This is a genomic window from Anatilimnocola floriformis (assembly GCF_024256385.1).
GTDB lineage: Bacteria > Planctomycetota > Planctomycetia > Pirellulales > Pirellulaceae > Anatilimnocola > Anatilimnocola floriformis.
The window spans coordinates 170,087-192,766 of the sequence record NZ_JAMLFW010000001.1; the positions used below are offsets into that span (position 1 = coordinate 170,087).

Annotated in this window: 21 protein-coding genes; 17 read left to right on the forward strand and 4 right to left on the reverse strand. The window is 56.6% G+C overall.

From position 1 onward, the window contains the following. Nucleotides 1-14 precede the first annotated feature (14 nt). The 10 genes from M9Q49_RS00650 (at nucleotide 15) to M9Q49_RS00695 (ending at nucleotide 9,705) form a co-directional block, all read left to right on the forward strand. On the forward strand, nucleotides 15-1,013 hold the full coding sequence (locus tag M9Q49_RS00650; protein ID WP_254506619.1) for a COX15/CtaA family protein: 999 nt from the start codon (nucleotides 15-17) through the stop codon (nucleotides 1,011-1,013). Continuing rightward, nucleotides 1,010-1,912 (forward strand): heme o synthase, encoded by a 903-nt coding sequence (cyoE, locus tag M9Q49_RS00655; protein WP_254506620.1) that lies wholly within the window; start codon nucleotides 1,010-1,012, stop codon nucleotides 1,910-1,912. The genes M9Q49_RS00650 and cyoE overlap by 4 nt, the downstream gene beginning before the upstream one ends. A gap of 35 nt (nucleotides 1,913-1,947) precedes the next feature. After that, on the forward strand, nucleotides 1,948-3,336 hold the full coding sequence (locus M9Q49_RS00660) for a cytochrome c oxidase subunit 3 (RefSeq protein ID WP_254506621.1): 1,389 nt from the start codon (nucleotides 1,948-1,950) through the stop codon (nucleotides 3,334-3,336). A 46-nt stretch (nucleotides 3,337-3,382) separates the two neighbouring features. Beyond that, nucleotides 3,383-3,853 carry a cytochrome C oxidase subunit IV family protein gene (locus M9Q49_RS00665; protein ID WP_254506622.1) on the forward strand — a complete coding sequence of 157 codons (471 nt, stop codon included), beginning with the start codon at nucleotides 3,383-3,385 and terminating at the stop codon, nucleotides 3,851-3,853. A 31-nt stretch (nucleotides 3,854-3,884) separates the two neighbouring features. Further along, nucleotides 3,885-4,703: an SCO family protein gene (locus M9Q49_RS00670; RefSeq protein WP_254506623.1), complete on the forward strand. Its 819-nt coding sequence runs from the start codon at nucleotides 3,885-3,887 to the stop codon at nucleotides 4,701-4,703. A 12-nt stretch (nucleotides 4,704-4,715) separates the two neighbouring features. Next, a complete protein-coding gene (locus tag M9Q49_RS00675; protein ID WP_254506625.1) occupies nucleotides 4,716-5,183 on the forward strand; it encodes a DUF420 domain-containing protein in 468 nt (155 codons plus the stop codon). After that, nucleotides 5,180-5,467 (forward strand): hypothetical protein, encoded by a 288-nt coding sequence (locus tag M9Q49_RS00680; RefSeq protein ID WP_254506626.1) that lies wholly within the window; start codon nucleotides 5,180-5,182, stop codon nucleotides 5,465-5,467. The genes M9Q49_RS00675 and M9Q49_RS00680 overlap by 4 nt, the downstream gene beginning before the upstream one ends. Nucleotides 5,468-6,183: 716 nt before the next feature. Beyond that, nucleotides 6,184-7,218: a hypothetical protein gene (locus M9Q49_RS00685; RefSeq protein ID WP_254506627.1), complete on the forward strand. Its 1,035-nt coding sequence runs from the start codon at nucleotides 6,184-6,186 to the stop codon at nucleotides 7,216-7,218. 306 nt (nucleotides 7,219-7,524) lie between these two features. Continuing rightward, complete coding sequence (locus tag M9Q49_RS00690; protein ID WP_261365097.1) at nucleotides 7,525-8,649, forward strand: IS607 family transposase; 1,125 nt, start codon at nucleotides 7,525-7,527, stop codon at nucleotides 8,647-8,649. Nucleotides 8,650-8,931: 282 nt separating this feature from the next. After that, the gene (locus tag M9Q49_RS00695; RefSeq protein ID WP_254506629.1) at nucleotides 8,932-9,705 is read left to right on the forward strand and encodes an Abi-alpha family protein; all 774 of its coding nucleotides are present in this window, start codon (nucleotides 8,932-8,934) and stop codon (nucleotides 9,703-9,705) included. On the opposite strand, the gene M9Q49_RS00700 is transcribed toward M9Q49_RS00695, so the two are convergent. Next, a complete protein-coding gene (locus M9Q49_RS00700; protein WP_254506630.1) occupies nucleotides 9,702-10,784 on the reverse strand; it encodes a TIR domain-containing protein in 1,083 nt (360 codons plus the stop codon). The genes M9Q49_RS00695 and M9Q49_RS00700 overlap by 4 nt on opposite strands. Nucleotide 10,785: 1 nt before the next feature. Here M9Q49_RS00700 and M9Q49_RS00705 point away from each other — a divergent pair, with 1 nt between their 5' ends. The 5 genes from M9Q49_RS00705 to M9Q49_RS00725 all read left to right on the forward strand — a co-directional run bounded on the left by M9Q49_RS00705 (nucleotide 10,786) and on the right by M9Q49_RS00725 (nucleotide 16,301). Further along, nucleotides 10,786-11,085: a hypothetical protein gene (locus M9Q49_RS00705; protein ID WP_254506632.1), complete on the forward strand. Its 300-nt coding sequence runs from the start codon at nucleotides 10,786-10,788 to the stop codon at nucleotides 11,083-11,085. Further along, nucleotides 11,082-11,600, forward strand: coding sequence for a hypothetical protein (locus tag M9Q49_RS00710; RefSeq protein ID WP_254506633.1), 519 nt, complete (start codon nucleotides 11,082-11,084; stop codon nucleotides 11,598-11,600). The genes M9Q49_RS00705 and M9Q49_RS00710 overlap by 4 nt, the downstream gene beginning before the upstream one ends. 2,051 nt (nucleotides 11,601-13,651) lie before the next feature. Next, a complete protein-coding gene (locus M9Q49_RS00715) occupies nucleotides 13,652-14,128 on the forward strand; it encodes a GNAT family N-acetyltransferase (RefSeq protein WP_254506634.1) in 477 nt (158 codons plus the stop codon). After that, complete coding sequence (locus M9Q49_RS00720) at nucleotides 14,121-14,360, forward strand: hypothetical protein (protein ID WP_254506635.1); 240 nt, start codon at nucleotides 14,121-14,123, stop codon at nucleotides 14,358-14,360. The genes M9Q49_RS00715 and M9Q49_RS00720 overlap by 8 nt, the downstream gene beginning before the upstream one ends. A gap of 495 nt (nucleotides 14,361-14,855) precedes the next feature. Next, nucleotides 14,856-16,301 carry a DUF1501 domain-containing protein gene (locus tag M9Q49_RS00725; protein ID WP_254506636.1) on the forward strand — a complete coding sequence of 482 codons (1,446 nt, stop codon included), beginning with the start codon at nucleotides 14,856-14,858 and terminating at the stop codon, nucleotides 16,299-16,301. A gap of 34 nt (nucleotides 16,302-16,335) precedes the next feature. On the opposite strand, the gene M9Q49_RS00730 is transcribed toward M9Q49_RS00725, so the two are convergent. Together M9Q49_RS00730 and M9Q49_RS00735 are read right to left on the reverse strand one after the other, a co-directional pair. Continuing rightward, complete coding sequence (locus M9Q49_RS00730; protein ID WP_254506637.1) at nucleotides 16,336-18,504, reverse strand: LamG-like jellyroll fold domain-containing protein; 2,169 nt, start codon at nucleotides 18,502-18,504, stop codon at nucleotides 16,336-16,338. Nucleotides 18,505-18,543: 39 nt separating this feature from the next. Next, nucleotides 18,544-19,161, reverse strand: coding sequence for a sigma-70 family RNA polymerase sigma factor (locus tag M9Q49_RS00735; RefSeq protein WP_254506638.1), 618 nt, complete (start codon nucleotides 19,159-19,161; stop codon nucleotides 18,544-18,546). Nucleotides 19,162-19,513: 352 nt separating this feature from the next. On the opposite strand from M9Q49_RS00735, the gene M9Q49_RS00740 reads away from it, so the two are divergent. Next, nucleotides 19,514-20,071, forward strand: coding sequence for a DUF1579 domain-containing protein (locus tag M9Q49_RS00740; protein ID WP_254506639.1), 558 nt, complete (start codon nucleotides 19,514-19,516; stop codon nucleotides 20,069-20,071). A 297-nt stretch (nucleotides 20,072-20,368) separates the two neighbouring features. Further along, entirely contained in the window at nucleotides 20,369-21,706 is a 1,338-nt protein-coding gene (locus tag M9Q49_RS00745; RefSeq protein WP_254506640.1) for a DUF1501 domain-containing protein, read from the forward strand. A gap of 491 nt (nucleotides 21,707-22,197) precedes the next feature. On the opposite strand, the gene M9Q49_RS00750 is transcribed toward M9Q49_RS00745, so the two are convergent. Continuing rightward, the gene (locus M9Q49_RS00750) at nucleotides 22,198-22,644 is read right to left on the reverse strand and encodes a response regulator (protein ID WP_254506642.1); all 447 of its coding nucleotides are present in this window, start codon (nucleotides 22,642-22,644) and stop codon (nucleotides 22,198-22,200) included. Between the last annotated feature and the right edge of the window lie 36 nt (nucleotides 22,645-22,680).

The window sequence follows — 22,680 nt, forward strand, 5'->3', positions numbered from 1 at the left end:
AGACGACTGTGACCATGACCAACCCCACCTCGACATATCGCTGGCCTCACCGCCTGGCCCTGCTGTCGGCGGTGGTTATCTTCCCGCTGATTTGGGTCGGCGGGTTGGTGACAAGCTATGACGCCGGCATGGCCGTGCCCGATTGGCCGGGTACCTATGGTTACAACCTGTTCCTCTACCCTTGGACCACTTGGTTCTTCGGGCCTTGGGATCTGTTCATTGAACACGGTCACCGCATGCTCGGCGCGACGGCTGGCATGCTGATGATCGCGCTCGTGGTCGCCACTTACTTGTCGAAGTGCCCGCGCTGGTTGCTGCAGTTTTCGCTGGCTCTGCTCGTGCTCGTGATTCTCCAGGGCGTCCTCGGTGGCATTCGCGTGCGTCTTGACGATCGCATGTTCGCGCTGCTGCATGGTTGCACGGGACCTGTGTTCTTCGTGTTGGTTGTAGCCTTTGCCACGCTCACGTCACCGCGCTTCGCTCAGCGACCGCTGGGCGAACAAAAAGCCCCGCAGTCGCTCTCGACGGCAGCCTGGGGTTTTGCCGGAGTTTGCTACCTGCAGCTCGTGCTCGGCGCCCTGGTGCGACACGTACCAGTGACCAGCTCGGCGGGATTCTTCCGCGCGGTAGCGCTGCTGCACATCGTCATGGCGATGATCCTGCTTGGTCAGGCGCTGCTCCTTTCCGGCAAGGTGCTGTTTGGCAGAGACCGGAATGTTTCGCGCTGGGTTGGCGGTTTATTGTCGGCTCTGATTGTCGTGCAAGTTTCCCTCGGCGCTGCCACTTGGATTGTCAAATACGGTTGGCCGGGCTGGATGGGTTCGTTCCAGTTCGCCGCCGAACACGTCAACTACGAAAAGTCTGTCCTGCAGGCTGTTATTTCCACCGCGCACGTTGCCAATGGCTCGCTGATTTTGGCGACGGCAGTGATTCTGTCGCTGCAAGCGTCGCGTCACTGGCGGCCGGCAGTGGCCATTGCTGCTCCTTTGTTGCTCGTGAGGCCTACCGCATGAGCACTGTCAGCATCAGTCGCCGCGAATCTGCGTCGCGCATTCTCGATTACGTTGAACTCGCCAAGCCACGCATCGGCGCGTTTGTGTTTCTGGTCGTGCTGGCCAGTTGCTATATCGCGACCAGCGGCAGTTGCAGCCTGGCCGTGATGTTCGCGGCTGCGTTCGGCACGTTGCTCGTCGGTGCTAGTGCGAGCGCGATGAATCACTGGATCGAGCGAAATCTCGACCGCCGCATGGTCCGCACGGCCAACCGGCCGATCGCGAGTGGCCGGGTGTCGTCGACCGAAGCGTTGCTATTTGCGACCGCCACATTTGTTGCCGGCAGCGGGCTGCTGCTCGTCACCAACAATCCCGCGTCGGTCCTCTGGGGCGCGGCGACGTGGGCTGCTTATGTGCTGATCTACACGCCGATGAAAACGCTCAGCAGCTGGAACACCTGGTTTGGCGCGGTGGCCGGCGCCATGCCCGTGCTCATGGGCTGGTCGGCGACGGGTGCCGAGCTCAACGCTCCCATCGTGGTCTTGTTTGCGATTCTCGTCTGCTGGCAGTTGCCGCACTTCATGGCCATCGCCTGGTTGTATCGCGATGACTACGAACAAGCGGGCCATCAAATGGCTACGGTTGTCGACAAGACGTATCGCCTCGCGGCTTGGCAAGCAATCAGCTTTGCAATTGTTCTCGCGCTGCTGCCACTCGGTTTGCTCGCCGGTCCGCGCACCGCGGCTGCGATGATGGCTGGTGGTTTGCTCATTTCGCTCGCCATCGGCCAAGGTTATTTTGCCTGGCGGTTTTTCCTGAATCAAAACGAACGAACGTCGCGCCAACTATTGTTGGCGTCGCTGATTTATTTGCCCGCCACGTTGCCTTGCCTTTGCCTGGCTGCCTGGCCTGCCCTGTAACAATTTTAATTCCCGCTCGAAACGGTACGTTTGCTATGTCGGACCATTCACACGATCACGGCCATGACGATCATGGCCACGGGCACCTCAAGCTGCAGTACCAGCGCAGCCTGCCGATTCCGAACGGCAAGCTTTGCTTGTGGCTGTTCTTGTCGACCGAAATCATGTTCTTCGCCGGTTTGATCGGCGCGTACATCGTGCTCCGCTTCGGCGCTCCCTCGGGCAGCTGGCCGCTGCCGCACGACGTGCACCTGGTCGAATGGATCGGCGCGATGAACACCTTCGTGCTCATCTGCTCCAGCGTGACCATCGTGCTCGCTTACGAAGCGTCGAAGTCGAACGCCGTGAGCGTGGCCCGCGGCTGGTTGTTCCTCACGCTCATCCTCGGCTCGGTGTTCCTCGGCGTGAAGATGGTCGAGTACCGCTCGAAGTTCGCCCACGGCATTTATCCTGCCGCTCCCCGCAGCCTGCTGCACGAAAAGGCAGACGTTTATTATCTGCAAGACGTTCGCCTGAAATTGGCCGCCCAATTCGACACGTTGAAGTCCAAGCAGAGCGCCTCCGAAACAGATGAAAAACTGCCGAAGCTGACCGACGAAGAGACCAAACGGCTCGACACGCTGACCAAGCTCCTCGACTACGTGAAGTGGACCGAAACGATCGCTGCCGTTGATCCCGATACCCTCCGTCGCCATGTCGCCATGGAACGCCTGGCCATGTCGATCTACCCGATCGATCACAGCCACGAGAGCGCCGAGAAGAAGCACGAGAAGATCGTCGGCATTCTCAAAGACGAATACGCCGAAGTCGAAGGGAAGAAAAACGCGGTCAACATTCACAAGACTGATCTGGCCAAGGCCCGCGCTGTCGCAGCTGAAAAGCACGTGAAGCTCGAAGCCGACATCAAGGCATTGAACGAAAAGAAGGCCAACCTCGCCAAGCCGGCTGGCACCACCAGCACTGAGGCTGGCGGCACGACCTTTGTCGCCGTGCAAGACCAGCCTGCCGAAGCTCAGCAGATCGACTCGCAGATCGCTGCCGCCACCACGGAATTGAACAAGGCCAAAGACGAGATGGCCAAGATCGATGCCGATCTCGTGCCCCTCGACGCCGAGGTGAAGTTGATGGACGGCCGCTTGAATGCTCAAGAAGTGCTGGTGAACGCTCACGGCGGTTTGAACGAACACGAGAAGTGGCTCCGTCTGCCGATGATGATTCCCAGCGGCAATATGTGGGCCAGCACCTACTTCCTCATGACTGGCTTTCACGCGATTCACGTGCTCGTCGGCTTGATTGCGTTCGCGCTGATCCTGCCGAAGCAACTCGATTCGCGCAAGTCTCACATCCTGGAAAACGTCGGCCTGTATTGGCACTTCGTCGATCTGGTCTGGATTTTCCTCTTCCCGCTGCTGTACCTGTTCTAAAAATACATGGGGACAATTGAAGTCCCTCCGACATACAAGGTGGTTCATGGGTCACGATAAAAAAGAAGTCGAGCGCCAGCACTTAGGCCCGACGACCAACATCGACAAGCATGCCTCGCATGGCGGCCTCGGTACTTACATTGCCGTGTTCGTTTCGCTGTGCGTCCTCACGCTGTTGTCGTTCCTGGTCGGCAACTCGCAGTCGCTGCGGGTGAACGCTCCGCAGGTGATGTGGGCCGCGATGATGGCCGTTTCCTGTGCCAAAGCCATGCTCGTGATGCTGTTCTTCATGCATCTCAAGTGGGAAGCCAACTGGAAGTACGTCCTCACGGTGCCGGCCAGCATGATGAGCCTGTTCCTCGTGCTCATGCTCGTTCCCGACGTGGGCCGCCGCACCCGAACCTATTCCGATGAACGCTGGTTGTATTCGGCCACTCCCCGCGCAGCCCACACGGATGAACATCACGACGAGCACCACGAGGGTCATTCGCACGACGCACCTGCCGAGAAAAAGTAGTCGAAGTTCGGCTTCGACGGATTGGTGAGATATGAGTAAGGCAGTGTTGGCGTGGTTGGGTGTCCTCTTCGTTGCGATGGGGATCACCTTCGTTTGGCTGGGCATCAAATACAGCTTGCCCGCCGTGGAAGTGCGGCCGTCGCACTCGGCGATCGATCAGGGTTACGAGATCAAGCCGCCGTCGGCCAGCGAGCCGATTCTGACGGAGTTCACGCTCACGGAGCGGAGCGGCCGCAAACTCGGCACCGCCGATTTGGCCGGCCGCGTGTCGGTGACTAACTTCTTCTTTTCGACATGCCCCGCCGAGTGCTTGACGCAGCAGCGGCAGTACGAAATCGTGCAGAAGGAATTCGGACCCAAGGGGGTTCAGTTCGTCAGCATCACTTGCGATCCCGAAAACGATACGCCTTCACGTTTCAATAAGTATGTCGCCGAGAAACGGTTCGACATTGCCAACAACGGCGAAGCTTGGTGGTTCCTCACCGGCGACCTCACGTACATTCAGCGAATCGCCGAAGAGATTTATCAAGTGCCGCTCAAGCGGTTCACGCACACCGAGAAGTTCGAAGTCCGCGACAAGTGGAACAATCCGCGCGGCAGCTTCTCGTGGAAAGACGGCAAGTCGCTGGTCGATCTGAAGCTGACGCTCGACAAGCTCCTCGTCGAAACCGAACCGCCGCCAGAAGTGAAAGCCGCCGCTGCCGAACGGACCGCGATGATCGAGCGAGCCATTACCAACGCCAAGGCCGCAAAAGAAGGCAAGCCGGCAGCAGAGCCCAAGGAAGAAGTGAAGCCAGCTGAAGAAGCGGCTCCAGCGGAAGCACCGAAATCAGAAACACCCGCGCCGTAAGGAACCTGCCGGGTGGAATCTCTCGTCCGTGTGCTACCGCACATCAATGCATCGCTCAACGGTCTGGCCGCGGTGTTGCTCGTCGTCGGTTGGGTGCTAATCAAGCAGCGCCGCGAAGTCGCCCACAAGTGGTGCATGCTCAGTTGCTTCGGCGTGTCGGTCGTCTTCCTTGCTTGCTACCTCACCTATCACGGCTTGCGACATCAGGTCCTCGGCGAAACAAGCAAGATGTTTCCCGCCGCGACCTATCCAACGGCGGCCTGGTTTTATTATCCGATCCTCATCACGCATGTCATCCTCGCGGCCCTGGTCCCGTTTCTCGCCATCGCGACGATTTACTTCGGCCTCAAGGACCAGCGGCAGCGGCACATTCGCCTAGCTCGCTGGACATTTCCGATCTGGCTCTATGTCTCAGTTACGGGCGTGATCGTATACTTGATGTTGTATCAATGGTTTGTTCCGCAGGTGCCGATCCCATGAAAGCCCGCCACATTCTCCGCTGCCTGACCGCCCTGCTGATCGTAGCTTGCTGCGCGCTGGCCGCCGAAGCGTGCCCCGGCTGCAAGGAACAGATCGCCGGCGATCCCGCCGCGTATAACATCGCCCGCGGTTACTTCTGGAGCATCCTCTTTATGCTCTCGATGCCGATTTTGATCTTCACCGGCATGGGAAGCTATTTCTACTGGGAAGTCCGCCGCGCCTATGCTCGCGAAGCCCTCGAACAAGCTGCGGTGGTTGTTGAGCAACCTGCTTCGCAGAGCTAGCCCCGTACAGAGATTGTCGTCGAATACTCCGTATTCGATGGGTTGACGTTAAACAGCAACTCCCCGAGGAATGAGCTCCGCGAAATTCCGGCGTTCGGCGAGTGGACGTGGAAGCTCTGAGATTGAAGCGCGAGTGCGTCGCGGTGGATCACAAGCCGCTGCGAAATCAACTCGCCGAACTTGCTGGAATATCGCTGGCGCTGATTCCAGCGAGCCTCGGCTTTCGACCGCCACCACCGAATACGGAGTATTCGGCGACATAGCCGTCTTCTTACTCCCTCGCCTCGGTACTCCGGGGAGAGGGCTGGGGTGAGGGGGCTGGAAGTTTAGAGCGGCTCTATTTGGCAGATAGTTTTGCCAAATATCTCAGGAGATGCATTATGAGTTATTTCCTAATGGCAGCGTATTTATCGCGCTATTTAGTTGACAACCGTCCACTATGTCGCGAAAATTCAGGTCGTCCCATCAGCCGCCGGGCGCTAGCCCCCGGCTTCTTCTGCGAGTGAAGGTAAGAGCCGGGGGCTAGCGCCCGGCGGCTGATGGGACTGTGTTGAGATTAGGTCGATAGCGCTGCTAACCCCTCACCCCGGCCCTCTCCCGAGGCGGGGCGAGGGAGTGAAGCGTGCTGCGCACGTGCTTTGTGGCGTGCAGCGTTTTGGCGATGTGTGATTGCATGTTGGCTTTCGTTTTCACTTCCTTTTTCTAGGAGTCGTCTCATGCCTGCCAAGTCGAAGAATCCGTTGCGGTCGATTGAGATGCGGGTGTCGCAGCGCGACCGGCAGATTTATCAAGCGGTGGTCATCGAGCAGCGGTTGCAGTCGGCGGTGGCGACCGAGCATGGCATCAAGCAGCCGCGCGTGAGTGCGATCGTCAGGCGGGTGCGGAAGTGGCGAGCGCTTCCCGCGCCGCCGGGCATGGAGCAGTTTTCGCGCGAGGAGCAGTTGCGGGTGGCGGCACGCGATCATCGCGATCGGCTGGTTTTTTGGCATCAGCAGGCCGTGGTCGCGTGGCAGTCGTCGAAGCAGACGAAGCACAAAGTGAAGGTGCGAAAGGTGAAGGGCGAGGAGGTCGAGGAGCGGACGGTGGAGGTGCGCGATGGCGATGATCGGCTGTTCAAGGTTGGGCTGCTCGCCGCGGACAAGATCGTGCAATTCGAGGGCTTTGATCTGCGCGGCAATGTCGATGTGTCGAACAACGGGCGTGTGCCGGAGCCGCCGAAGATGGTCGACGAAGAGCTTTATCGCGGCGTGAAACGAAAGGTGATGAGCGGCGACTTCGACACGCTTGGCGATGAAGGCGTGCCCGGCATGTGGCAGCAAGAAGCCGAGAAACGAAATGCCGAAGTGATCGCGGCGGCGGCAGTGGCGGAGGAGACGCTGGCGGAAGAGATACCAGCGAACGCGCCGCTGCTGGCGTGCGTGACGGCTGTGGTGGAGCAGAAGAGTTCGAACCAGAAGCCGACAGTCGTCGAGGATGAAAAGCTGAAGAGTTCCTCCGCAGAATGCAATAAAGTGTTATGCAAGAACGAAAGAAAAACGTCGCAAGACAATCAGCAACCAGCGGTTACATCGAAAATAAAAACAGATCACCTGTTATATAACGCTCCGCCGGCCGAGGGGGCTCGCCAGCGGCCACCGACCCCGGTCAGCGCGCTGGTTCGGGGTTACTGCGTGCCGGTGCAGCATGTACCGGACGACGAACCGCCCGGCACCGGCGAATTCCGCTGGGCGAATCGGCCTCGTGGATCGTGACCGTGTTCATTGTCGTCGAATACTCCGTATTCGATGGTGGCGGTCGCAGGCAGTGGGCCGCTGGAATAAGCGTCAGCGAGGAATACAGAGTAGGCGAGGGTAGCCGTTGTGAGCCGATGTCAGATTTTTTGAGGCATCTTCCCTTGCTTCAGTCCCCATAATCTCAGCGGCGAGGGGTGTTTCCTTCGCTGGGTTCGGCGTTCTGTCGCTGGCCCGAAATGAAAACGGCGAGAGTGAACGTTGACGCGTTCACCCCCGCCTGAACATCACTTGCGTATGGAGCAAGCAATGTCTGTCGTCGATTCTATGGGGCGAAGCTGCGCACCTGCAACGTCGTCTGAGTGGCTATCAATCGGGGAACTCAGCAGGAGATTCAAAGTGCATGTGAACACGGCGAGGAACGCGGCCAACGCGGGCAGGCTGCGAAGTTACCGGCTGAACGCGGCCAGCTTCGACGGCAAATCGCATCGCCGTTTCAAACTCGAAGACGTTCACGAATGGCTTGGCCTGACGGCTGTAGAGCAAGGGAGTTGTTCAGGCAACGATTCAAAGCCAACGGTGGTTCTCTGCGCCCGGGTGTCGAGCAGTGGCCAGAAAGAGGACTTGGCTAGGCAGGTTCAACGGTTAGAGGCGTACGCGAATGAACGATGGGGCGAGGACGGTTGCACCGTTCATAAGTACGTACGTATAGCATCAGGGCTGAATTACAACGCTCCTGGTCTGCTCTCGTTGGTTAACGACATTCTGAACGGCAAGCTGAACAACGCGTTCCTGGTCATCACTCACCGCGACCGGCTGATTAGGTTCGGGTTCAACCTGCTCAAGGCAATCTGCGAGACGAAGGGAATCCAGATTGTTCAAATCGAATCGGAAGAACCTAAGAGCCTGATAGATGAGCTGGTTGCCGACATTCTCTCGCTGAGCCAAGTGGCGAACATGAGCATCTACGGCCAACGCGGCAACAAAAACCGGGCGAGGTTTAGCGAAGTTCCTCAGGCCACATTCGACTTAATCTGTAACCTGAGAGCCAAGGGCGTGAGCGTGCGCGGCATTCACCGGCAACTTGAACAAGCCAAGGCCAACGTGTGTTCAGACGGCAAGACGTTCAGCATTCAGGTGGTGCGGCGAATTGCAAAAAGTGTGAACACCAACTCTCTTGCTAAACCGCAACGCGGGGCCGGGAGCTTCGACACATTCTTACGGGCCAAGCTCAGAGCAGGCGGGCCAGGTTCAAAGGTGAAGCGGTCCCGCATTCTCAAAGCGTACGCCGACTACTGCGAAGCGAATGGCGAACGACGCGTAAGCCGGAAGCTATGCCTGGAAAAACTGAGTGAGCATGTTCGAAAACTAAATGTCTCGGTGACGGAAAACGGCGATTCGGTCCTGTACACAGGACTCAACCTCATCCCGCACAGCGTCACAACGGCTTAACTGGTCATGTGAGCCGATGTTAGGTTCTCTCTCGCAGCGATGGCTCAGCCACGCTGAAAATCGTTTCGAAGCCGTCCGCAGTGCAGGGGCACGGTTCGGCTGAGTGAGGCAAAAACGGGGAGCTTGTCGCGGCCAATCTACCCGGTTGACCGTTCGCTTCACCAGTCAGTGAAAACAACATGAGGTCATTCTGCATACTGCGGGATACCTTTTTTGTTGACTGCTGGCAATCTGTTGACCGCTACGGCGAATAGCTTCTAATCCGATGAAAGGGGTCAGTAAATGAGCGAAGGTGATGGTGGAATCAATGACTTGGCGGGTGTTGGCGAAGTGCTCAATTCTGAAGTGGCCAATAAGGCGTACGACGATGGGCTATCCAACGCGATGAAATCGACGGGCGAGGGGCTAACCGATGTAGTCGATGGGCTGCGGTTATTCCTACTGCCGTTCAATTTGCTATCGATTGCTCGCGTGAGAATTCTTCGCTTTATGGGCATCGTGCGAAACGATGTTCCACCAGAGCGGCAAATCGAAGCAGCCCCAGAAATTGCCGGGCCGGTACTGGAAAAACTACGTTACCAGCGCGACGATGACCCGCTAACCGAGCTTTACTTGAATCTACTCAAGCGAGCGATTGACAAGGAGCGGCGCGACGAAGCGCATCCAGCATTTGCAAGTATCATCGCTCAGCTTAGCGCCGATGAAGCATTATTTCTCTATCGCGTATGGAAAATTGCGAAAGACCTGAGGCACTCCCGCTTGCCGTTATTTTTTCAGGCGAACTACCAGGGGACCGGACCATTCGGAAAGAACTTCGACTTGTACCTTACTCACCTGCGAGGGCTTACGTTACTTGAGCAGCCAGAGGTCAAGCTGCAACATCGCCAGCAAATTTACAGCGGCGGAATCGAGGATAGTGATTTTACCGGCATTCGCGTCGAACAAAAAATCAATCGCAATGAAATCAAGTTGACTCCACTTGGCAGGCTGTTCTGTCAAGCGGTTTTACCTGACCAATTCCAGGGTGAAGAGGTCACCGAATCTTCGCCCGACTAACAGGGAACCTTCCGAAATTTCGCAAATTGCGTCCCCAACTCATCCGGCATCAATACCCCGTTCGGTTTGGCGTCATTGGCAAAATGCCGAATTAATTTCACCAGCAGCGTGCCAAGTTCCTTGCTCTGGTAGAGAACTGTGTTGCTGTCCTGAAGCTTGATTTCAAACACGAACTCGCCAACCTGTTCATCGGTCAAAGGCTGTCGATGCGGGCCGATGCCAAGCAAGTGCTTGACCAAGAATGTCAAACTGTCTGCATTCGCCCCTTCCCAAATGAGGAGTGAGTGGTCACGAACCTGGGTAGAAAGTTGCTCGCCAGCTCTTGCTGCGTCAAACAGCGAAAACGAGTTACTCGGCCGATGCAGAGAGAGCGTGTGTGGCGGCAAAGGTTTGACGTCGCAATTCGTGACCACCAAATGAAAGCCTATTCCGCTGCCATTGGCGAACCATGAGATTTGAAAGCCAAGGTCGTAGTACGGCGACTTCCGCAGGCCAAGCCGTTTTATCTCGTTCTCGATTGCCGTAGTTGCTGGGCCAAGCGCCGATTGCCAGTTGCCAGAGTCTGGCTTCTTGTACGCCGCTGGCGTTATTCCCGCCAAGTCGCTCGGCATTTTCGCATTCGCATCTCGGTCGATAACGATGTAAACACGTTCGCGGCCAAGTTTGCCCATGAACAAGCCTAGTTCCAGAACCACGTTATCGCGCGGTGACTTTTTCTCTTCACCCCGGCTGATGGTTAGGTCATCGGGAGTGAGGCAGAGAACTGCAAAATCGAACGCATCGACTTTGTTGACAAGCGTTTCCAGAGTTCCTTCGCTCAGTCCGAATAGGCCCTGCGACCAGATATGCGACTCGCAAGCGTACTCCAAGTTGGCCTGAATCGCCTTCGCCGCATTCAGACCTTCGGATGATGAACCAATGAAAACATAGGGCTGCTTGGGCATAGACTTGCGTTCCTTTGACGTTGTGAAACCCCTCATTCTAGCGTAGAGCGAGCGTGAGTTGGCGAGGGCTATTTTCGAACCTTGACAGGCTGAAAAACTGTGGTTCAATCGTACACACAGCAAAGGAGAACGCACCGTGAAATACCTAATTTGCATCCTGCTTCTGGTGATTGGAGCAGCGCTTTTGGGGGTTGGCTATTCCAACTACTCTGCTCTGGTTGCGCGCGAGAACTCGTGGAACGCGAATCAAGCCAAATTCGATGAAACGAATTGGCAGCTGGCTCAAGCAATGGGAACGGAGTCCGGATGGAAGTCCGGGCCGAAAAAGGAGTTCGACAAAAATACGGCTGTTGTGACCCTTGGCATCGGGGGAATCGCTTGCCTTATGGGATTGCTCGCGCTAGCCATTCCCGGCAGCAAAGCAGGCAACGCATGAAGGAGCCATCGCGGTTTCAACTCACCATTTGTACCACCTTTCTCGCTTGCGCCGCTCCTTTCATATTTTGGGGGATTGTCGCGGGAGTCATAGCCGGTTGCTCGCAAGGCAGGCCGCAAGCTAAATCTATCGAGTTCAAACTCCAGAAAGAGATGCGGCAGTTATCAAATAACTGGGGCGGAGTTCACGCTGTAGCAGCTGACGACGGCAAACTGCTCAGCATCCGGATAATGTATTCCCTGCCTAACGGTTACAAGTATTGCTTTCATGGCTCCCCGTATTGGGTTCCGCCAATGGTATCTGTTTACAATGCGACCAGTGACGCGGCGCTTTCCGAAGGCAGCTATGACACTCAAACTCAACTGATAGGTGGCTACTACTTCCATCCCGACGGAAAGGTAACGGAAGACGACTTTCATAAGAATCCGCCAATGTACGATTCAAAGAAGCTCAAAGAACTGCAAGCTGCGGCTGGTCAGTTGAATGCTGTTCTTGCAAAACTAATTGGCAAGTAGAGAGATGCAACTATGGCGATGACAACCTGCAAAGACTGCAAACGCGACATTAGTAGCCAGGCAATGAAATGTCCGCACTGTGGAGCTTCGACAGGCTACGCGCTCTTTGTGCTAGTGCTATTGATGGTCATTCTTGGTGGTGCTGCAATCATGATAGTTGTCGGCAACAATATGCGGTGACGTTTTAGCTGAGACAAGGTATAATTATAATAGCAAGCGATTGGACTGGTTGTCCCGTGCGGCTTGGCTTGTTCACTGATGAATGAGCGTTAAATATAGAACTGACGAATGGGTTATGCGTTACCGTTGCTTTGCCCGAACCAAAAAAAGTTTAACACGGGTGGGAAGATTGGCAGTTGAGTTTGTCGATGGTCCTACAGAAGAAAGTTCAGCCTATAGATTAAATGCTCAGTCCTGATTCCCGGCAATAGCGGGGAATGAGCTTAGAGAGTGTGCAAAACACTCGACAAGGGGGAGCCTCACAAACTCCGATGTTTACCCATCGCCAAAAAACCTGCACTGATTAACGCTATCAACAGGTACTTGGAGCGGAGCAATCCGAAAGGCGAAAGAGAGTAAACAGGCTATCTGGTTCAACATGACTAGATTCGGCAAGTAATCAGACTGAAAGCAAATAATCACCTTCCTTGAGTCTCCTATACTCCAAGGGTAAAGCGGTGGTGCAGATATATCCCCCGTGCTGTATTCATCAGGCAGCACAAAAACCACGCTTAGCCCGCTCGGAGCAATCTGACGGGCTTTGTCGTTTTCAGAGGCAGTTAAAGCAAGGAAGATTCATCATTCGGCTTACTCGCCATCTACTCAATCCGTATACGGCAACTGAACAACTCACAGTAAGCACATCAGGCTAAGCCATATCTGATAAAGTGATGGGCTGAGTGATGCGGGACTTAACAACTGAGCATTCTCTCTTGCTATACATTGCTTCGTTGTTTTCGCATTGACTATCTGACGGAATGCGATATTCGCCGCTTCGACTAGACGGGCGGCAATCTACGGATAACGTATTGCTGTCGGTGAATCCCCGAATTGAAACAGGCGAGCTAAAGCCAGGCTTGGCGAGTGGTGACGTTCTTCATACGTTGTAATCGCGTAACCGGCTGCGATTAAAGTGAAATCGGGGAATTGGCATATTTCCCGAAATGAAATGCTTTTTAATCCGAATTGTATTCTCGCAGCAATCTGGCGACGAGCAACCACTTAGCCAGCCATAGCGAGTGAACAGGCCGAGTAAATATCGGAAGTTGCTTATTAAGCCTAGATGAGGTGTTTTCCAGCGACAATCTAAGCCGCTAAACGTGGTTCGTTTTTACGTTCCACCGCACTCGGCTTTTGATTCGGTGAAGATGAAAGAGAAGTGGTGTATATGAATACAGAGCGAATTAGCTCTTTGACATAGCTCCGCGAATTGGCAATTACTTAACCAGCTTTGCTGATTCGCAACTTAGCTTGCCCTGCCCGCTGCCATAGGTGGGTGGGGCAGGCGAGTTTTAAGAATTTTCGGAATCAACACAATGAAAACAAGCAGGGAAATATTTCCAAGTCGTTCACAACTGCGTATTACACGAACGCAGATTATGAATGAGCTATACGACAGAAGAGCGGGCTATACGCTCAGCTTTTTCGCAGCACTTTTTGGAATTACAAAGCGTTCCGCCGTGGCAATGTGGCGAGACGTGAAAGAACAACGAGAGGCAAGCACCAATGGCGAGAATAACAGCGGCGGAAGTAATAGCTAATTGCACAGTGGCGCGCAATAGAGACGTTTTAACGGGTCCGAAAGAAAGCAATCAGGCAGCAACTGCAAGAGCGATGCTTAAACGCGGGCATTCAGAGCAAGAAGTAATCGCATTCCTGTTCAATCTGCCAAGCCAAGTGGAAATTGACGGGCTCAGAGCGAAGGAGCTGGCATCGAGCCCGCCAAACGCAGCTTGCAGCCGGGCAAACGCCAGCGAAGGCGAGCTGTTGCAGCTAAAGCGGAACTCCGTCCTGAAGTGGCTCAGAACGATAGCCAGCAAGAGGGACACCTAATGAACGCAATCGCGAAATTTATCGGGGCGTTCGCGCCGCGAATGGAAATTCTGGACTATCGTGACGGTGGCAGTGACGAACCGACGCTGTTCTCTTGCTTATTCGACGGAACAGCCGTAGTTCTGTTGGCCGACGTTCCGCAATCGAAACACGATTCAATTGAAATCCGAATGTTCGGAATTGCCCCGAAGATGCAACGGCAGGGGCTCGGTCGCAGGCTCTTGAACGAGATAACTGCATGGGCGGATACAGAGCGGGTTGTGCTGAATTGCGAAGCGAAGCTAATCGACTTGGCGGCGTTCGACTTTACGCTGGCTGCGTACAACAAGCTGCTTTTGGAAGACGGAATGATTGGCAAACCGTTTGGCAACACCTTGAACGACTTTGATTGGAGCAACGTGCTGATTGAAAACCACGGCTTTGAACGTGGCAGAGGCTTGGAATTGAAAAGAGTTCCGCGCAAGAGCAATGAATAGAGAATTTTACGAAGCGCTTGAGCAAGTGCTAACCGATGACGAATTGGCGGAAGCAGGAAAGAAGCAGCCGGAGATTAGCGATTGCGAACTTAACAAGCGATTGGATTACTGCAAGCGATACGAAGAGCACCTTAACCGCCGTGCTGCTGGAATCACCGAGCCATTCGACGACCGAGAGGCAAAGAAGAACACTTCCGCCGCATTCATTCAGTCACTCATCGATTCCAACTAAGCGAAGGGCAATCTCTCGCCGCGTTAGCTTTGCTTAGGGGCCACGTTACTACAAGAGCGTGGCTTTTTTCATTCGCTCAATCGGCTCAGCGGACTTGCTTAGCTGCGACTATCTGTTATTCGTGCGGGTCTGATTTTTGAAATTCGGCTTGTTCCATGTCTCAAGGTGGTTTCGCAGAATGCGTGCCTTGGAGTCCCGGCGAACGGCATTAAAAAAACACCCCCGGCAATTCCCGCGTAAAATCACTGTTCATCAAGAGTTGGCAGCGAAATTCCAGCAAGTTCGGCGAGGGGGAGTCGGCGGTTGTGTTGTTCCTCGATTGCGATTCCTCGATACGACTCCATTTTCACGATCGCGCGCCAAAGCCGGAATTTCGCGGAGCTCATTCCTTGGGGAGGTGCTGTTTGGCGTTAAGCCATCGAATACGGAGTATTCGACGACAATTGTCGCCGGCGCCGATTTGACTCAGCACTCAGGAGATGGTTTCATAGACTCATGTATCCATGCCAACGAATCCGTTCGACGTGTCATTCTCGCCGCGACTTCTTGCAGCAAGCCGGGACCGGCTTTGGTGCGCTCGCGCTTACCGCGCTACTGAATAGTGGCGAGCTCGGCAACGCTCGCGCAGCTGAGCAGCAACCAGATAAGAGCCCCTTCGCGCCCAAGGCGACGCACTTTCCTGCCAAGGCGAAGAGTGTGATTTATCTGTACATGGACGGTGGGCCGAGCCAGGTCGATACGTTCGACCCCAAGCCGCGGCTGACCGCCGAGAACGGCAAACCGTTCGGTCTGAAGATGGAGCCGACGCAATTCAACAACAACGGCGCGACGCTCGGCAGCCCGTGGAAGTTCAATCAATACGGCGACAGCGGTTTGCCGGTGAGCGACTTGTTTCCGCACATCGCCCAGCACGCCGACAAGCTCGCGGTCATTCGCTCGATGACCAGCGAGTTCCCTGAGCACACCTCGGCGAACTATTTCCTGCACACCGGCACCGGCGTGCAAGGCAGGCCGAGCATGGGGGCCTGGTTCGGCTACGGCCTCGGCAGCGAGTGTCGCGACCTGCCGGGCTTTGTGGTGATCAACGGCGGGCTGATTCCGCCGGGCGGCCTCGATTGCTTTAACAGTGGCTTCCTACCAGCCAGCTTTCAGGGCTCGGTGTTCGCCGCGCAGCAGCCGCCGGTTTCGAACATTCAACGGCTCGAAGCGACCGACAGTCTGCAGCGAAACAAGTTGTCGCTCCTTAAGCAACTCGATCAGCAGCTGCTGGAGCGGACCGGCCGTGCCGATGCGCTCGAATCAGCCGTCGCCAACTATGAGCTCGCTTATCGGATGCAAACCGTCGTGCCGGCGCTGATGGATCTCAAGGATGAAACAGCCGCGACGCAATCGATGTATGGGCTCGACAGCAAATACGGCCCGACGACAACGTTTGGGCGGCAGTGCTTGCTTGCACGGCGGCTCGTTGAAAAAGGTGTCCGTTTTATCGAGCTCACTTGCCCCAGCCTTGGTCACGATCGCTGGGATCAGCACGGCGGTTTGAAGAAGGGGCACGAAGACAACAGCCGTTGTGTTGATCAGCCGATTGCGGCGCTCCTCACCGATCTGCAGCAGCGCGGTTTGCTCGATAGCACGCTGGTAGTTTGGTCAGGCGAGTTTGGCCGCACGCCGTTTGCGCAGGGCTCCGATGGTCGCGATCACAATCCGTTCGGCTTCAGCCTGTGGCTGGCTGGCGGTGGCACGAAGGGGGGCACTGTTTACGGCGCGACCGATGAATACGGTTATAAGGCGGTCGAAAATGCCTGCGAGATCCACGACCTGCACGCGACCATGCTGCACCTGATGGGCATGGATCACACGCGCGTCACCTTCCGCTTCTCGGGCCGCGACATGCGACTGACCGATGTGAAGGGGCATGTGCTGAAGGATATTTGCGCGTAGTTTCGACTCCGCATCAGCGCGGAGTCTTCGACGACTACTGACCGATCGCGCTCGCCGTGGTGCGACTCAGATCGCGAACTTTGAGCGCATCGATTCGCACCACATTGCCAGCCGTGATCAGAGTCGGCTTTTTCAAAGTAGGAACCGCATCGGAGGCGACGTCGCGCAGTTCGCTGGGACTGCCGGACCAACTGACCCACGGCTGACCATCGACGCTCACGGCCAATGAAGCGTTGTCCTTTTGCTGACGAACTTGCACCTCGAGGCGGGCTGTACGATTCGACGGCAGCGTCTGTTCGTTGACCGAAACATTGCCCGGCATCGGGCCGCCGCCCATATCCTGCAGCGTGGTCTTTTGCTCGGCGCCGCTCTTCGGCAGCACCGCGATGCTGCAACGATCTTCGACCGGCAGCGTCAGCTTCAACGGACCATCTCCCTCGACCCAATGCAGATCGACGAGCAGGTCGTAGTTCTTCAAGCCATCGGGGCCGAGGCCGAGCCAGGAGTCTTCGACGGTTTCGTTTTGCCAGCTCGAGTCATCGACGATTTGCCAGTTTCCCTTGCCGGCGTAGCGGGCCGGTTCGAGATCGTCCGACATCAGATTGTCCCAGCTCAGGCCGGTGTCGCGGCGAGCAAACAGGGCTTCGTACTGGCCGTGACTGCGGGCGATCGCAAAGGTATCGAGGGCGTGGTCGGAAATCGCCAGATCGCAAACCGTTCCCCGCCAGGCTCGCCGGCCGTTGGCATCGGCGCCGATGCTGAGCGCACCGGGCGACCAATCGAGGCCAGGCTTTAAACCGCTGATGCGGCTCTTTTCCACGCCTTGCACATAACCGGTCAGCGTCGAACCGTCGTAGCTCACCGCGATGTGCGTGGCATGGTCGGCTTTCACTTTGCCGAGCTTGAGTTCCACCGGCGGTTCGTTCGGGCTGGTCCACAGTTCAAAGACGAATTCATTTTTGCGCTGCAGCATGCGGAAACTGGCCTGATTGCTCTGATCGCCGAGGCCGAAGATGCGCGCGTCATTCGCGCGATTGGAATCGGGCATGATGATGGCTTCGATGGTGAAGGCTTTGTGCTGGCGAATGTTCTCGACCAGATCGTCGCCGGCTTCCCAGGAATAGAGACTGCCGCCGTTGAGGTTGTAGACGTTCACACCCTCGACGAATTGGGCTGGGCCGCGCACTTCGAGCTTCGTGATCAGCTCTTCGGTCTTGTTTGCCGGATTGCGCACCAGGGGCACGTTGTTCACGCCCCACAGCGAAAACAGCAACTGCTGCGGCGCATCGGGCCATTGCAGTTCGCGCAAGACCAGACCTTGATTGTCGGCGACGGCGGATTCGTTGGCGGCGACGCTGGCCTGTTGATCGCCGGTCGTCCGCACAAAGGAGACTTTGCCTTCGGTCACATCGAGACGGGTTGTCTCTGGCGAAACAATCAGGCGAAACTGGGTGCCGATGACGATGGCTTTGGCTTGCGGAGTTTCGAAGACCATCGGGCCCAGGTCTCGCTGGGGCGCGACATTGGCCAGGACTTCACCTTGCAGCAGGTGGACTTGTTTGGCGCGGCTTTTCCGCTCGGCGACCAGTTCGAACTTGGTCACCTGCGAAGCGCTGCCGAACTGGGCCGTGGTCTTGTCACGATACTCGATCAGTAGCGTGCTACCGGCGGGAACTTCCATCATCGAACCGGTCGAAATCTTATCGCCACCGTGCAACGACCGGCTGCCAACCAACGCATTGCCGGAAAGGTTGCGAACTTCGGCTACCTGACGAGGGAGCAGCGGCAGAAACGATTGCACCAGTACGGCGACCAGCGCCGCGCAAGCTGCCGCCACGCCGAGGGCTGCAACCATCCAACCGGGATTGCGGCGTTTGGACTCGTTCAACTCAACTTTGCTGACGGCGCCCGAAACCTGCGTGTAGATCTGCACTTCATTTTCGAAATCGCCGATCCGCTGACCGACCTGGGCGAGAAAATTCCGCCGATCCACGGCCAACTTTTGCGCGAGCAGATCGTCGAGGATGAGCTGCGAACGAACTTCCACGGCAAGGGCTGGTTGCGCGCGCAGGGCTTCGATCAACTGATCGAGCTCTTCGGCTTCCAGGCTCGTTCGATCCTCGACAAAGCGCTTCATCAGCTGGTCGATATGCGGCGACCGTTCGCGCGCTGGATTGACTGGTTGATTCTGGCCGTCACTCATAACTATATCCAATTCCTTTTCCGAATCCCCAGTTCCCGTTTACGGGCTCTCTGCTGCCAGGCTGCTGGCAATGCACAGCTTCAGGCTGTTGCGGATTCGGAACAACGCCACGCGGATCGCCTCGGCGGTGCTGCTCAACATTTCCGCAATCGACTGACTGGGCAATTCCTTCTCGTATCGCAATTCAAGTAACCGCCGGCTCTCTTCCGGCAGCTGATCGTAACAACCATCGAGTGCCCGCCGGATCGGCCCTTCGGCCAAGCCGGGCGAACTGTCTTGTTCCGCTTGGATCAAAATCTCCACCATCGCTTCGCGCTGCAGCCGCTGCCGCCGACCCTGCTTCCGGAAATAATTCAGGCACAGGTTGCGAGCGATTCCCTTCAGCCATTGCTTCGGATGCACACCCTCAGGGATGTTGTTGCTGAACCGGTACAGTTCGACATAAACGTCCTGAGCCACATCGTCCACGTCGTGCCGGGGCACACCCATGCCCGCGATGTAAGCGCGGATATGCGGATGCGTCTCACGGACGATCACGTCGAAGTCCAACTCAGGCCCGCTGAAATCGCCGCCAACGGATTCAGCAGTGCTGTCAGTTTCCAGGGAGTTCAATCCGGCCGACGAATCGGCCTCGGGCATTCGCTGTTCTTCCGCCATCGCCTCTGCTCCGGAATGCCTTCAAAGATAAGTGGTCGTTGACCTTCCCTCATGTTACACCGCTGGCCGACCTTAGCCGACTATGTGGGCGTTTATCTGATCCGTCCTTGAAAGAGGGGCAGTTATAGCGGTTGCGCAGATTTTAAATGATCCTTAAGCCCCTGACCGCGGCCCAAATTTGGCCGCTGAGGATTTCGCCACAACTCATTTTCTGGGAAGCGGTTAGGTCGCCATCGCCAAAATCGTTTTTACAACCTCGATAGAACACCGCCATAACCCAGCGAACTTACTTCGCGCGCGAACCGTTAAACTCTGGAAATAGCCTTTTCCTCTTTTCTCCAGGACTATCACCATGTCGAACCGAATTCTGGCCTCTGTGCTGACTGGCTTGCTGCTGACCGCTGCCTGGAACTGTCACGCCCAAGGTCCCGAACTGGCCAAGCCGACCAAAGAGCACGAACTGCTAGCCCAGTTTGCCGGCGAATGGAACTGCACCGCCGAGACTGTTCCGGCGCCGGGGCAGGAACCGTTCAAATGCGAAGGAACCGAGTCGGCCAAGATGGTCGGCGGCCTGTGGCTCGTCAGCGAAGGGAAAGCCAGCCCCGGTGGCATGCCCGTCACCAGCCAACTGACGGTCGGCTACAACGTGGCCAGCAAAAAGTACGTCGGCAACTTCTTCTGCACGGCCGACACCACGCTCTGGCAATACACTGGCTCGATGGACGACTCCGGTAAAAAGCTGACCCTGCTGACCGAAGGCCCATCGCCGCTCGATCCCACCAAGCGAGCCAAGTTTCGCGAAACGTTGGAGCTGAAGGACAAGGACCTCAAGACCTTCACTTCGGAAATGCAAAACGAAGACGGCAGCTGGCTGACGTTCGTGAAAATGGAATATCGGCGGAAGAAGTAACCGCTGCGCAGCAGCTCACTCCGTAGGACGGACCAGCGGTCCGTCCAGGTGCGGGTACCAAGCCGATTTTATGCACTCGCTGCTCTTGGACGGACCATTGGTTCCATCCTACATGGAGAATGCTCAAAAATAAATATTGACGCATCAGACAGCTCCGATACGATAACGGCTGGATACCAGTAGTTCTGAGTTTGGAAGTTTTGAGTCTGAGACAGGAGAGGTAGCGCTTCAATCTCCTGTCTCAGAACTCAGAACTTCCAACTCAAAACTTCCTCCCCCCTCCCCGGAGCCCTCGCCATGCTCGAACTTGCTTCCCGCCGGTTGTATCGCGATTGTGAAGGCCCTGTTCATGCCAACACGGCTCGCCGCGATTTTCTGAAGGTTGGTTCACTCGGCTTGGCTGCGATGGGGCTTGGCGCGTTGACGCTGCCGAACTTGCTCGCGGCCCGAGCGGCTGCGGCAGCGAGTAATCAGCGAGTAAAGGACACTTCGGTCGTTTGGCTGTGGCTCGGCGGCGGGGCAACGCACGTCGAAACCTTCGATCCCAAGATGACAGCGCCGTCGGAATATCGCAGCACGACCGGCGAAGTGGCAACAAATCTGCCGGGCGTCACCATTGGCGGCACTTTGCCGAAGATCGCCGGTGTCGCCGACAAGATGGCCTTCGTGCGGTCGTTTGCGCACACCAACAGCGGTCACGGCGGCGGCACGCACTATGTGATGACCGGCTACGACAACCGCAAGGTCGACAATGGCGGTGTGCCCGATCGGCCTGGATATGGTTCGATCCTGGCTCGCAGCCGCGGCGCGAGCAACGCGACGACCGGCATTCCCACGTACGTTCGCATGGGCGCAATCAATCAAGGTGGCGGCCCGGCGTTTCTCGGCGGCGCGTATGGTCCGTTCGATCAAGAAGGTCAGGCTCGCAAGAACATGACTCTTTCGGTCCCCGAAGCGCGGATGGCCGATCGGCGGAACTTGCTCAGTTCGCTCGATGCAGCACAGCGACAGTTCGAAGCCAGTGCCGACATGGCGAGCAAATCGAAATTCGAAGAGCAAGCCTTCGAACTGATGTTCGGCGCTGCAGCCAAGGCGTTTGACACGTCGAAAGAAAACGCCAAGACGCGCGAAGCCTACGGTTCCGATCTCGGTCAAAGGATGCTCGCCGCGCGCCGCTTGTGCGAAGCAGGTTGCGGCTTTGTGACGATTTCTTACGGCGGCTGGGATATGCACGGCAACATCGAAAACGCGATGAAGCAACGCAGCCCGCAACTCGACCGTGCTGTATCAGCATTTGTCGAAGATGTGGCTCAGCGCGGCCTGAGCGAAAAGATCCTGCTGGTCATCAGCGGCGAGTTTGGTCGCACGCCGCGTGTGAATAAGAACGGCGGTCGCGATCACTGGGCTCCGCTCAGCACGCTTGCGCTCGCCGGCGGTGGTTTGAAAATGGGGCAAGTCGTCGGTGACTCAGCAGCCAAGGTCGACGTTCCCAGCACGCAGCCGATTCGTCCGCAGGACCTGATGGCCACGCTGTTCCATGTGCTCGGCCTCGATCCGCAATTGCAATTCACCAACCCCGCTGGTCGACCGACTTACATGTTGGACAAAGGGAAGCCGATCGCTGAGCTTGTGTAGTTCTGCTAGCAGCGCAGCATTACAATCACCGACGAAATTTTCGCCGGGGTATAGCTTAAAATTTCCGTTTCGTTACATTCACGCACCATAGAGCAGACTCCGGTCGGCCGCACGCAATGACGCGTGGAACGACCCTTAGGCATGGAGTGGCCTGATCAAGCGTGGATTGACTCGATACCGGAGCAAACGAAGGGCGGCTAGTAAGCCGCCTTTTGTTTTTCTTGTGAACCGATTGCTGTCGAACCCATTGTCGTCGATCCACTCCGTGGTCGATGAATGGAGGCAAACTCACCGCGCGCCGCCGAAAGAGCTCCCGCGATTGTCGGCGTGTTTGGCGAGTGGAGATTGTAGCGCGCTCGGTCGGAGATGAACGCAGAAGCAAAGTTCGCTGCCGAGTCGGCGCGCCAAAGACGGAACTGCGCGGAGCTCGTTCCTGCGCCCGTGGTGAGTTAACCTCCGGCCATCTTTCGCGGAGCGAAAGACGACAATGGTTACTTTCCGGGGCGGCCGCTTTCCATTTCGTCGATGTAGCAGCGGAGGCGTTCGAGTTCGTCGACGACGTCCTTGTGCTTTAGCATTAGTTGCACGCGCTGCAGCAGCTCGGTTTTGTTGACCGGTTTGCTGACGAAGTCGTCGGTGCCGGCCTTCACGCCGCGTTCGATGTCGCCTGCTTCGTTGAGGGCGGTGACCATGAGGATCATGATTCGCCGCGTGGCTGCATCGGCCCGCAACTTCTGACAGACCTCGAAGCCGTTCAGTTTCGGCATCATGACGTCGAGCAGGATCAAGTCAGGCTGAAAGGACTTGACCTTGGCGAGCGTGTCTTGGCCGTCGACGGCAATGTCGGTGACGCAATCGACTGTGGCCAAGTAGGCCTCGAGCAATTCGCGGTTGGCTTGGTTGTCGTCAGCGATCAGGATTTTATTTTTCGCGGGCATTGTTGCTAGCACGGCGTGTGAGGAAGTTTGCGTCAT